The organism is Streptomyces sp. NPDC054849 (genome assembly GCF_053610945.1).
In genome coordinates this window covers 28,177-40,156 of record NZ_JBSGZI010000077.1, presented here as the reverse complement: position 1 = coordinate 40,156, position 11,980 = coordinate 28,177, and the positions used below count along the sequence as shown (strand labels likewise).

The following is an 11,980-nucleotide window of genomic DNA, read 5'->3' as shown; positions in this document are numbered from 1 at the left end:
GTCGCGGCCCCCCGCCCCCCCCCGGCCCGGGCGGCGCCGCCCCCCGCCCCCCCCGCGCCGCCCCCCGCCCGCCGCGGTCGGGCGGCCCCCCCCCCCCCCCACGTCCGTGTGCACCGACCGGCCCCCGGCGGGACGCCCGCCGGGCAGACGCCCTCGTCGCCCGCCCGTCAGCGGGCCAGGAGCTCGTCGAGGAGCTCGTCGAGGTCGAGGTACTCCTCCCCCGCACGCGTGACGGCGTACGTCTGCTCCAGAAACCCGGTGAGCTCCCGGGCCTCCACGAAGAGGACGGCATCGCCCTCCCCCTCGGCACCATGCCTTCGCAAAGCGACGCGGAGTTCGTCCCCGCCGGCTGCCCTGTGGGGGCTGAAGACGACGTCCCCCTCGCCCACGGCGTGCTCGAGCCCCTCGGCGAGCATCTGCCGGTCGAAGTGCCAACGGGCCAGGACGGTGGGGCCGTCGAAGAACGCGGCCTGGACCACGTACGGGTCCTCACCGTCATACGAGAAGCGGGCGACGAGCGGCACACGGCCCCTCGGCGCGTCGAGGCGGACAACGATCAGAGCAGACACACAGGACATCGACGGGCCTCCGGGATGGGCTGCACGGTTGCAGTCGTGTGCCCCGATTCGTCCCTGCCACACAGGTCCGATCGGGGGAACCGCTGGAGAGTGCGCGGTCGGAACGCCTTCGGTTAGGAGTGGCCGCCTCCGGTTCGGAGCGGCGTCTTCTGCCCTCGCCTGCCGAGCACCTCCGCGCCCACCGTCTCCCCGCAGCACCGAGGGCCCCTGCGTGAGGCGCCGGACAGTCACCAAGCAGGGCGCCGACGGCTTCGGTGTCCGCGACGAGGAGGTCGCCCGCCTGCCCCCGTTCGTCCCGCCACCACATCAACGGGCTCGGCCGATACTCCTTCCAGCTCCCCGACCTGCCCGCGGGCTGCGGCCCTACGTGCCCCTGACGCTGAGGACACGGCGTGATCCCAGGACGCGGCTGCGGTTGGGCCGGATGGCGGGCACGCACCCGCGTGAGTACGGCAGAGAGGGGAACCTGCGGCTGAGGCACCTTCCAGCCGAGCCAGAAATCAGGAGCGGAGACGAGCGATGGCCACCACGATGGGCGAGGCCCGGGCAGGCATGGCACAGTCGGCGAGTATCCAGTTGCCGGGCATCGTGCTCGGAGTGGGGATGGGCGGTTTCGTCGACGGCATCCTTCTCCACCAGCTGCTCCAGTGGCACCACATGCTCTCCAGCACCAACGAGGACCACGTCGGGGTGAAGTACTACAACCCCCACACCGTCTCCGGCCTGGAGATGAACACCCTCTGGGACGGCATCTTCCACACCGTGTGCTGGCTCGCGGTCCTCCTCGGCCTCGCCATCCTGTATTCGCGGGTCACCCACAACCGGCGGCGGGTGTGGACCTCCCGCGTGCTGTGGGGCTGGATGCTCGTCGGCTGGGGCCTGTTCAACCTCGTCGAAGGCGTCCTGGACCATCACATCCTGGGCATCCACCACGTCTACGCCGGAGACGGCCAGGTCTGGTGGGACATCGGCTTCCTCGTCCTGGGCGCCCTGCTGGTCGCCGTCGGCTACCTGCTCCAACGCAGCGGCCGGCCCTTCGACCCGAACACCCCCGCCGAGCGGCACGAGCGCCGACCTGCCTGATGGACCACGACATGCCCGCACACGGGCACACCGCGGGCAGCAGCCTCCTCGGGTGGCTGCTGCCCGCCCTCGTCCTGCCAGCCGCCGCCGGCAGCTACCTGCTGCTCGCCCGACGGGCCCGCCGCCGCAACCCCGCCCAGGGCTGGAGCCGGTGGCGGACGGCCGGCTTCCTGACCGGCGTCGCCCTTTTCGGCGCAGCCCTGTTGCCGCCCGTGGCCCCCTTCGCGCACGAAGACTTCCGCGGCCACATGGCCCAGCACATGCTCCTCGGCATGTACGCGCCCCTCGCGCTCGTCCTGGCCGCCCCCGTCACCCTCCTGCTGCGCACCCTTCCCGCGGCCCGGGGACGGCAGCTGACCTCCGTACTGCACAGCCCGCCCGCCCGCGTGATCGCCCACCCCGCGGTCGCACTGGCACTGTCCACCGGCAGCCTCGCAGTTCTCTACTTCACTCCCCTCTACAACGCGACCATGAGCAATCCGCCGGCGCACTGGCTGCTGCACGCGCATTTCCTGCTGTCGGGGTGCCTGTTCGCCTACGTCATCGCCGGCCCCGACCCCGCACCGTCTCGCCCCGGCGTTCGCGCCCGCCTGGTCTACCTCGGCGTCGCCATCGCGGCCCACGCGGTCATCTCCCAGCTGATGTACGGCGGCTTCTGGATCAACATCCACGCCCCCATCCCCCAGGTCCAGGCAGGCGCCGAGATCATGTACTACGGCGGCGACATCGCCGAACTGCTCCTGGCCGCCGCCCTGGTCGCCACCTGGCGCCCCGAACCCCGCCGGGCGGCCACCCGCGAGCCCGCCACATCCCGGGAAGTGACGGCACCCGGGAAGTGACGGCACCCGCCTGACCACGCCCACCCGCGTGCCGCCGACCGAGGAAACAACCCCGGACGCGGCTCACCGGTGCGCGCTGCCCAGCGCGAGCAGACTGGTCAGCTCGGGGATCGACTCCGGCGACGGCCGGCACGAGCCTGCCCGTAGGAGAGGCGCCCGGCCCGCGGTCCGGGCACACGCTCGCGCGGGCCGACCACCTTGCCCGGCCCGGGACGGCGGTGGGTGACGAACACGTGATCCACAGCCCGCAGCGGTCCGAAAACCGCGGCGGGCACCGGCGGTGCGGGCCCCCTCCGGCCCCTGGGAGCCGGCCACGTCGACCAGCTGCCGAGCCGTCCGGCCGGAGGCGACCCGCACGGTGACCCAAGCCCTGACCGCTCTGACCGCGAAGCTCTGCGGGATGCCTGAAAAAATGGGATGAGAGGATCTCGGTCAGCGCCTTCCGCCCGGCGGTAGGCACTGAGGCTAGAAGGGCCGAACTTATGATCATCTTTGGTACCAGGCTGTACCTGTATCAGCTCGCGATACTCACGCTGACGTGCCGTCACTGCGGCAACCGCGCCGCGCACACGCTCACCAAGCGCGTCACCAAGTTCACGTTGTTCTTCGTGCCGCTGTTCCCCTTCTCGACGAAGTATGCGACCCAGTGCACGTTCTGTGGCCTGGAGCAGGAAGTGCCCCGGCAATGGGCCGAGCAGTCGCAGGCCCAGGCCGCAGGCGCTCCCGGCGGTGGGGCGTACGGGCAGTCGCAGCAGCCGTACCAGCACCCTGGGGTCTGAGCGGTCGGCGATGCGCCACTCCGCTAGCCCTTACTACGGCTACGGCTATGAAGAAGGTGGTGCGTGCCGCCGAGCCTCCTGACCACAGGCGAGGCAGCGGACAGCCCGCAGTTCATCCCCGTCCTGAAAGTACGGGTAGGCGGGCCCGTCGGCGGACCCGGCATCCGGCCGGACGCGGTCGCCGGGGACAAGACATCCCACGCGGATAAGGGTCAAGCTGCCGCGACGGTATGTCCGGTTGAGGGCTGTGGGAAGGCGATTGCTTCGTCGTAGGTGTGGCCGTTCTGGAGGCAGTGGAACAGCATGCCCATGAAGCGGTTGAAGAGGTTCCGCTGTGCGGCGACGTGACGGTCGCCGGCTGCTCGTCGGCGGTCGTAGTGGGCTCTGGCCCCTGGTGACCTGGTGAGAGAGACGAAGGCCCAGACGTATCCGACGGCAGCCAGTCGCTGATTCTTGACCTTCCGGCTCATGACGTTGCAGCTCTTGCCGCTGGCTCTGGTGACCGGGGCACTTCCCGCGTAGGCCTTCAATGATCCGGCGGTGGCGAATCGGGCCCGGTCATCGCCGATCTCCGCCAGGACCCGGGCGCCGGTCAGTGAGGCGAGACCGGGAAAGCTGCGGATGACAGGTGCATCCGGATGCTCTTCGAAGGCCTGCGTGACGACCTCTTCGAGCTGGTCGGCGTTGTCGCATGCGGTGTTCAGCTGTCTGAGCAGAGCGGACGTCTGATGCCCGAGAGCCGCCTCGACCTGGGGGAGCTGGTGAAGGTAATCGCGTTTGAAGACCTCGTGGAGCCTTTCGGCTTCGGCCTCGATGCCGCGGACCCGGCCGGCCTGCTTGAGCAGCGACTGCAGGCGCCGCCGTGTCAGCCTCGCAGCCGTGGTGGGGGTCGGTGCAGCGGCCAGGATGCTGCGGGCTTCCCTCGAACACAGTCCGTGCTTGTGCTGGGCGAAGGCGTCGAGGATGGCTGGGTAGAACTCTCTGAGCTGGGAGCGAAGCTTGTTGTGGGCCTGGCCGCGGGCCCAGACGGCATCCTGTTGGGCCCGGGCGAGCACGGCAATGGCCTGCACGAGCTCGGAGTCCGCCGGGAGCGGCCGGTGGGCGGCCATGTCGGTTCGCAGGATGTTGGCCAGGGCCGCTGCGTCGACGGCGTCCGACTTCTTGCGGGCGACGGAGTGGCGGTCCCGGTAGCGGGCGACTGCCAGCGGGTTGATCGAGAAGACCGGCCGACCGGTGGCCCGCAGGCAGGCCACGAGTAGTCCACGTGATGTCTCGATGGCCACGGGGATCGGGGCGTCCTCGCTGTCGCCATGCTCGGCCAGCAGGTCGGTGAGCTGGGCAAACCCTGCAGCGTCATCGCCAATCCGCACCTTGGCGAGTTGCTTTCCGCCAGCGTCGACCAGTGCGATGTCGTGATGGTCTTCGGCCCAGTCCACGCCACAGAACACTGGCGTCGGTAACCCGATTATCTCCATCCGGTCCTCCTTCGTCGGGACTCTTTTCCCAGGCCAGAGCCAGAGCCTGTGCAGGGTGCGCGTGCTCCCTAATGGAAGTGCTCAAGGCACGTCATCCCACCAGCCGTTCGCAACCCCAGCGAGTCGTACGGCCCTCGGTCCGCGTCAGAGCTGAAAGCTCAAGGCAGAGCTGAGAGGTGATCCGCACAACCGGCTCGGACTACGGACAGCAAACCGCCCGGCGGCCGCAGAGGGACCGGCCCGCAGCAACCGGACCGCTTCCATGCCCATGCCGACAAAACGGCACCGAGTTCTGCACGCTTCATGCCCGCACTGCTGGGCGCGAGCCAGCCTCGTCTTGTCAACAGGGCTCTCAGGCCCGGGCATACTCAAAGGCTCGGCTCGCGCCCGCGAAGGTCAGCTCTTGCCGACCTTCGCTTCCCATTAGGCGTACTCGTCCCGCGGAAACCGTGCCCACCTGCGCAAACGCCGTATCAAGGCGGTCATCCCGGAGAAGAAGGACCAGGCCGCCAACCGGAAGAAGGAGGGCTCCAGAGGTGGCCGACCCGTCAGCCACGACGCCGATCTCTCCAAGGAGCGGAACACCGTCGAACGCCTGATCAACAAGCTCAAAGCATGGCGAGGCATCGCCACCCGATACGACAAGACTCCCGACAGCTACCTCGCCGGTCTCCACCTGCGCGCCTCGATGATCTGGATCAAGGACCTCACCAGGACCACCCGATGATCACGACTCGATATGCCCCAAGGTGACGCGCTGAGGGCCGGAGGCCAAGGGCGGGCAGGAGTCGAGTCAACGGTCAACCAGCCGTGGACGCGGGGCCTCACCCGTGGGTTCCGCGTCGGTGTCTTCGGTGCCGACCGGGCCGCGGGGAAGCATCCGGTCCAGCCACTTCGGCAGCCACCAGTTGGTCCGGCCGAGGAGTGTCATGGTCGCCGGTACCAGCACCATGCGTACGACCGTGGCGTCGATGAAGATCGCGGTGGCCAGGCCGAACCCGAACATCTTGGTGGAGGGGTCCTCGGCGACGGCGAAGGACAGGAAGACCGCCACCATGATGAGGGCGGCCGAGGTGATGATCCGGGCGGTGCCCGAGACGCCCTCAACGATCGCCGTGCCGTTGTCGCCGGTGCGCAGGTACTCCTCGCGTACGCGGGAGAGGAGGAACACCTCATAGTCCATCGACAGGCCGAACAGGATGGCGAAGAGGAACGTCGGGATGAACGACACGATCGGAACCGTCGCTTCCAGCCCGATGAGTGCGCCTCCCCAGCCCCACTGGAAGACCGCGACCATGATGCCGTAGGCCGCGCCGATGCTCAGCAGATTCAGCAGTACCGCCTTCAGCGGTACGAGTATCGAGCGGAAGACCAGCATCAGCAGCAGGAACGACATCGCCAGCACGGCGGCGACGATCACCGGCAGGCGTTGGCTGGTGCGTTGGCCCACATCGGACAGGCTCGCGGCGGCGCCGCCGACGTGGGCCCTGGCCGGGCCGTGCCCGATCGCCGTGGGCAGCACGTCGGTGCGCAGCCGGGCGATGGTGTCGGCCGTGGCCTTGTCCTGAGGGCTGGTGGTCGGGAACACCACGAGGGTCGCGATGCCGGTGGCCCGATCGATGTGCGTCGGCGCGACGGATGCGATGCCCGGATCCGCCGCGACCGCCCCGACGAGTCGGTCCAGCACTCCCGGATCACCGGTGGGGTCCGCGGCGATGACGAGGGGACCGTTGATGCCCGGACCGAACCCCTCGGCGACGAGGTCGTAGGCCCGGCGCTCGGTACGGCTGTGGGGCAGTGAGCCGTCGTCGGGCAGGCCGACGCGCAGGCCGAGCACGGGCAGCGTCGCCGTCAGCAGCAGCGCCGCTGCGCCGACCGCGTACGGCACCGGGTGCCGGCTGACGTGCCCGATCCAGCGACGCCACCCGGCGGCGTGGGCGGCGCCTGCCGCCGGGTCCCGCCGCCGTGCGAGTCGGCCCGGCTTCCTGGTCTGCAGAGCCCGGCCGATCCGGCCGGCCCGGGCCAGGCGCGGGCCCGCCGCGCCGAGGAAGGCCGGCAGCAGCGTCACCGACGCGAGCACCATCGTCAGGACGACGATCGAGACGGCAACCCCGCCCACCGTCATGAACGGCACGTTCGCGACCGCCAGGCCGAGGATCGACACGACGACGGTGCCGCCGGCGAAGACCACCGGCCGCCCCGCCGTTGCCACCGCTCGTCCGGCCGCCGCCTGCGGATCGAGCCCGCACGCGAGGTACTCCCGGTGCCTGGCGAGCACGAACAGCGCGTAGTCGATGCCCACTCCGAGCCCGACCATGCTGCCCAGGACCGGTGCGAAGGTGGGGACGTCCGTGACCCCCGCCAGTACCGTCATCGTGGCGACCCCGACGGTCAGTCCGAAGACCGCCATGCCGATCGGCAGCGCGGCGGCGACGAGCGAACCGAACGCCAGGAACAGGATCGCGGCCGCGGCGAGGAGGCCGATCAGCTCGCTCACGCCGCCGTCGGGGTCGGAGAAGGCGTAGAAGAGGTTCCCGCCCATCTCGATGCGCAGGGGCAGTTCGGCGCGCAGCCGGTCGCCGAGATCGACGAGGGCGTCGAGGTCTTCGGCCGACAGCCGGCTCTGGTCGGGGTACTGCACCCGGACGACCGCGATCCGCCCGTCGGCCGAGACGAGGCCGCCGCGCACGGCGGTGTCCGCGCCTGCGTCGAGTGCCCCCGCCGGGTCGCTCGCGGCGAGCACGTGCGGCAGCCGTTTCACCTCGGTCTGCAGCCGCGTGAGAGCGGTGCGCGCGCTGTCGTCGTCGAAGAACGTCACACCGTCGTCGAGGGGGGTGACGACCACTTGGGCGGTCATCCCCTCCTGGCCGGTGCCGGCCCGCTCGATCAGTTCCGCGGCCCGTTGGGAGTCCAGTCCCGGAGCGGTCATCGAGTCCGCGGTCCGCCCGCCGAAGGCGACGGCGGCGAGGACGGCGAGCGTGGCGGCGATCAGCCATGCCGCGATCACCCGCCAGGGATGGCGCGCGGCGCTTGCGCCCAGGCGCAACAGGGCTTTCGAGAGCATCGGGTCCTCCAACCACCTCGTCGGCCGTCCTTGTACGGCCGCCGATGCCGAGGCTCCTCGCCACGGCGCTCCGCGGCATCGGCCCGCGGGCCGCGGATCCCTCGGCCCCGGGGCGGAGTGACGACCCGTCCTTTCGGCCGATGCGCGGCACGCCGCAGTCCCTAGGCTGAGAACCGTGCTCCGAGACGACCTGCGAACCCTGTGGACCGAACCCCGGCCGCCCGACGCGCCCGCCCGGGTGCGGCGGGACTGGGCGCTGCTCGCCGCGGGCCTTGCCGGTGTGGCGCTGGAGGCCACCCTGCGCGAGAACGTCGTGTGGCGGCCGGTGGCGGTGGTGTTCGCCGTATGGCTGTGCCTGCTGCCCCTGTGGCGCCGGACCCGCCCGCTGGCGATGGTGACGCTGGCGTTCGGCTCGGTGAGCCTGCTTCCGGTGGCCTCGTTCGTCGCCGCACCGCGCGAGCCCGTCGGCCTGTACACCGGCGCGGTCGTGCTCGTGCTGGTGTACGCGCTGCCCCGGTGGGGATCGGGACGCGAGATCGTGCTGGGCGGCGCGGTGATCCTCGCGGTCGGCGCGCTGTGTGTCGTCACGGACGAGACCCCGGTCATCGAAAAGCTCGTGGGCCTCGTCTTCCTGCTGCTGCCCGGCGTGGTCGGGGCTGCCGTGCGGTTCCGGGTGACCGCTCGCGAGCGGCAGTTGGAGCAGGTGCGCTCCCGCGAGCGCGAGCAGCTCGCCCGGGAACTGCACGACACGGTGGCCCACCACGTGTCGGCCATGGTGATCATCGCCCAGGCGGGCCGGGTGCTCGCGGGCACCGACCCGTCCGCCGCCGTCGAGGCGCTGGAGGGGGTCGAGGAGGAAGGGGCGCGCACGCTGGAGGAAATGCGCGCCATGGTCGCCGCGCTGCGCGACCGCGGGGTCGGCGCCGAGCTGGCGCCCCCTGCCGGAGTCGCGGATCTGGAGCGCCTGGTGCGCACCCCGGGTGGTCGCCTCAGGGTCGACCTGGGGCTCGACGGCGAACTGGACGCGCTGCCCCCGGCCGTGGACGCGGCCGTCTACCGGATCGTGCAGGAGTCGGTGACCAACGCGCTGCGCCATGCGGTCGACGCGACCGAGCTCGTCGTTCGGGTCGCCGCGGAACGGCACACGGTACGGGTGAGCGTGCGCGACAACGGCCGGCGCACCGGCCGGGGTCGCGACGGATACGGACTTACCGGATTGCGCGAGCGCGCGACGCTGCTCGGCGGCACACTACGAGCCGGCCCGGGTACCGACCGGGGCTGGCATGTTGACGCCGAACTGCCGAGAGCGAGGAGCGAGAGCGGTGTCCATTCGCGTCCTCGTCGCTGACGACCAGACGATCATCCGCACGGGGTTGCGGATCATGCTGAACGCCCAGCCCGGCATCGAGGTGGTCGGCGAGGCCGCCGACGGGCGGGAAGCGGTACGCCTGGCCCGCGAACTACGCCCCGACGTCTGCCTGTTCGACATCCGCATGCCCGTACTCGACGGGCTCGAGGCCACCCGGCTGGTCGCCGGCCCGGGCGTCGCCGACCCGCTGGCCGTGGTCGTCATCACCACGTTCGACCTCGACGAGTACGTCTACGGCTCACTGCGTGCCGGCGCCCGCGGATTCCTCCTCAAGGACACGGGACCGGACCTTCTGGCGCAGGCCGTACGGTCGGCGTCCGACGGTGAGGCGCTCATCGCGCCCAGCGTCGCCGTCCGTCTGCTCCAGGCATTCGCGGACCTGCCCGCCGGCCGGCCCGTGGCCCAGCCGGTCTCCCCCGTCACCGCCCGCGAGGAGCAGGTGCTCCTCGCCGTCGCTCGCGGGCTGACCAACACCGAGATCGCCGATGCACTGCACATCAGCCTCAGCACGGTGAAGACGCATCTGGCCAGCCTGATGGCCAAACTCGGCGCCCGCAACCGGGTCGAGATCGCGATGTGGGCCTACGAAACGCGCCGTATCCTCCCCGGAACCTGAGCCGGGTGCCGGGCCATGTCCCATGAGTCCCCGCCCGGACATCAGTGCACCGGTCGGCTCACGTCGGCTCCACGTGCCTCACCCGCCCCAGAGCGTGACGTACCAGGAGGCCGGAACTGGGACGGGGAGACACCCGATACGACAAGTCTCCCGACAGCTGCCTCGCCGGTCTCCACCTGCACGCCTCGATGATCTGGATCAAAGACCTCACCAGGACCACCCGATGATCACGACTCGATACGCGCCCTGGACGGCGTGGAGTTCGCCTCGAACTCCCGCAGGTGGGCGGGTCGGGCCCGAGGGCGCTGTGCCGGGCCCCGGGTGGGTGCAGGAGGCAGGCCCGGGCGTGGTGCGTTCGGCCGCCGCAAGGGAGGAGTATGGAGGGAGCGGGCTGTGGCAGGAGGTGGAGCGCCGTGGAGTCGGTCCCCCCGGAGAACGAGCAACCGCCCTCTGCAGGGGGAGAGCGGGCGGGAGACCCGGGTTACGGGCGGCTGCACCAACTGTTCCGGAAACCCGCCTCTGTGGGCAGAGGGGCGCCGGCTGCTTTCGCTCGTGCCTGCGTCGACCTCATGGACGTCAGCGGGGCGACGGTGTCTCTTCACGGGGACCTGGACGTCCGCACCCTGTGGTGGTCGAGCGACGACGTCGCCCGCCGGTTGGCGGACGCCCAGTACACGCTGGGCGACGGCCCTTGCCGCACCGTGATGGAACAAGCCGCGCCCGTGTTCGTGGACAACCTCATGCAGCAGCCCGATGCCGACCGGTGGCCGCTCTTCGCTCAGCAGGCTCTCGACCTCGGCGTGCACGCCGTGTTCTGCCTGCCCCTGGGTGCCGAGCCGGTGCCCATCGGAACCCTCGATCTCTACCGCGACAGCCCCGGCCCGCTCTCCAACCGGGACCAGGCCTTCGCCTTCCCGGCCGCCGACGCCATCACCAGCGCCCTGTTGGCCCTCCAGGCACACGACCCTGGCACCGGGACCGATCTGGACGGGGGCTGGCTGGATGCGGCCGAAACCGATTATGAGGAGGTTCACCAGGCCACTGGAATGATCATGGTGCATCTCGGGGTCGATCCCCCCGATGCGCTGGCCCGCCTGAGGGCCCACGCCTTCTCCCACGGACAATCCGTGACGGAGGCGGCTTTCGACGTGATCGCCGGGAGAATCAGGTTCCATGACTAGGCCCGCCCCACCGGTGGGTTGGAGCAGGGAAACGGTGACACCGGCATGACCACCACCCGAGAGCAGCAGCTCACCGAGGCGTTCGTCGCGCTCAGCGACACCCTCGCCGATGACGTAGATCCGCTCGTCCTCCTCGGACGCCTCATCCACCACAGCGTCGCCCTGACCTCCATCGACGCAGCCGGCGTCATGCTCGCCAACAGCCGCGGAAGCCTGCGCTCCGCGATCACCACCGAGCACGCCGCCGAGCTGACCGAGATCTGGCAGGCCGAGGTCAGGCAGGGACCGTGCATCGAGGCGTTCAGCACCGGTGGCGCGGTCCACGCCCCGGAGCTCGCGGCGCAGCAGGAACGCTGGCCCGACTTCGTTCCCCTGGCCCGGGCGGCGGGCTTCGAAAGCGCCCACGCCTTCCCCCTGCACCATGGCGGGCAGATCATCGGCGCGCTGAACCTCCTGGCCCGCCACCCCACCGTCCTGACCGACGCAGACGGCACGCTCCTGCGCGCTCTCGCCGACGTCGCCACCAGCGCCGTCCTGTCCTGGGACCGCCAACCGTTGCGACCCCAGGACATCACCACCCGCACCCAGACCGCCCTGACCGGGAAAGGGTTCTTCGATACCGCCAGCGGCATGCTCGCCGCCACCGCCGACATCACCCCGGCCGAAGGCGCAAGCCGCCTCCACGCCTACGCCAACCGCCACCGCCTGCGCCCCACCGACATCGCCGACCAGCTCCTACGCCGCACCCTCGACCCTCACACCGTCCTGAACGAAAGCATCTGACTGCGCAGTCGGGTGGCGGAGTCAGCGGCGTGTACTGGCGGGCTTCGTTGACCGCGGCATGCGGCTGCGGCATCAGAACGCACAGCGTGTAGACGTTCGGCGCGCGGCGGAATCGTTCGGTGCCGCGCCGCTCACGGCACGCTCCTCGCCGGCAGCGCCAGCCCCGGCAGGTCCTGGACACGCTCACCGACAACTCAGAACCTGGTTTCGCCG

10 protein-coding genes and 1 pseudogene are annotated in these 11,980 nt (G+C 70.7%); 8 read left to right on the top strand and 3 right to left on the bottom strand.

The annotated features are described in order from the left end of the window. Positions 1–167 precede the first annotated feature (167 nt). Positions 168–569, bottom strand: coding sequence for an SsgA family sporulation/cell division regulator (locus tag ACWGIF_RS27405; protein ID WP_453501405.1), 402 nt, complete (start codon positions 567–569; stop codon positions 168–170). 528 nt (positions 570–1,097) lie between these two features. On the opposite strand from ACWGIF_RS27405, the gene ACWGIF_RS27400 reads away from it, so the two are divergent. From ACWGIF_RS27400 to ACWGIF_RS27390, 3 genes are all read left to right on the top strand, one after another. Further along, on the top strand, positions 1,098–1,661 hold the full coding sequence (locus tag ACWGIF_RS27400; RefSeq protein WP_453501403.1) for a DUF2243 domain-containing protein: 564 nt from the start codon (positions 1,098–1,100) through the stop codon (positions 1,659–1,661). Between the two features lie 11 nt (positions 1,662–1,672). Continuing rightward, positions 1,673–2,500, top strand: coding sequence for a cytochrome c oxidase assembly protein (locus ACWGIF_RS27395; protein ID WP_453501402.1), 828 nt, complete (start codon positions 1,673–1,675; stop codon positions 2,498–2,500). A 482-nt stretch (positions 2,501–2,982) separates the two neighbouring features. Beyond that, complete coding sequence (locus ACWGIF_RS27390) at positions 2,983–3,279, top strand: zinc-ribbon domain-containing protein (RefSeq protein WP_453501401.1); 297 nt, start codon at positions 2,983–2,985, stop codon at positions 3,277–3,279. Between the two features lie 212 nt (positions 3,280–3,491). Here the strand turns inward: ACWGIF_RS27390 and ACWGIF_RS27385 are convergent, their stop codons facing one another. After that, the gene (locus tag ACWGIF_RS27385; RefSeq protein ID WP_453501400.1) at positions 3,492–4,754 is read right to left on the bottom strand and encodes an IS110 family transposase; all 1,263 of its coding nucleotides are present in this window, start codon (positions 4,752–4,754) and stop codon (positions 3,492–3,494) included. 427 nt (positions 4,755–5,181) lie between these two features. Here ACWGIF_RS27385 and ACWGIF_RS27380 point away from each other — a divergent pair. Continuing rightward, positions 5,182–5,481: pseudogene (locus ACWGIF_RS27380) on the top strand (transposase); the annotation flags it as partial. A gap of 66 nt (positions 5,482–5,547) precedes the next feature. Here the strand turns inward: ACWGIF_RS27380 and ACWGIF_RS27375 are convergent. After that, the gene (locus ACWGIF_RS27375) at positions 5,548–7,818 is read right to left on the bottom strand and encodes an MMPL family transporter (RefSeq protein ID WP_453501398.1); all 2,271 of its coding nucleotides are present in this window, start codon (positions 7,816–7,818) and stop codon (positions 5,548–5,550) included. Positions 7,819–7,993: 175 nt separating this feature from the next. Between ACWGIF_RS27375 and ACWGIF_RS27370 the strand changes: the two genes are divergently transcribed. The 4 genes from ACWGIF_RS27370 to ACWGIF_RS27355 all read left to right on the top strand — a co-directional run bounded on the left by ACWGIF_RS27370 (position 7,994) and on the right by ACWGIF_RS27355 (position 11,767). Next, positions 7,994–9,166, top strand: a complete 1,173-nt coding sequence (locus ACWGIF_RS27370; protein WP_453501396.1) for a sensor histidine kinase — start codon at positions 7,994–7,996, stop codon at positions 9,164–9,166. Further along, positions 9,141–9,803, top strand: coding sequence for a response regulator (locus ACWGIF_RS27365; RefSeq protein WP_453501395.1), 663 nt, complete (start codon positions 9,141–9,143; stop codon positions 9,801–9,803). The genes ACWGIF_RS27370 and ACWGIF_RS27365 overlap by 26 nt, the downstream gene beginning before the upstream one ends. A 569-nt stretch (positions 9,804–10,372) precedes the next feature. Further along, positions 10,373–10,984, top strand: coding sequence for a GAF and ANTAR domain-containing protein (locus tag ACWGIF_RS27360; RefSeq protein WP_453501393.1), 612 nt, complete (start codon positions 10,373–10,375; stop codon positions 10,982–10,984). Between the two features lie 45 nt (positions 10,985–11,029). Then, the gene (locus tag ACWGIF_RS27355) at positions 11,030–11,767 is read left to right on the top strand and encodes a GAF and ANTAR domain-containing protein (RefSeq protein WP_453501391.1); all 738 of its coding nucleotides are present in this window, start codon (positions 11,030–11,032) and stop codon (positions 11,765–11,767) included. Positions 11,768–11,980: the final 213 nt, after the last annotated feature.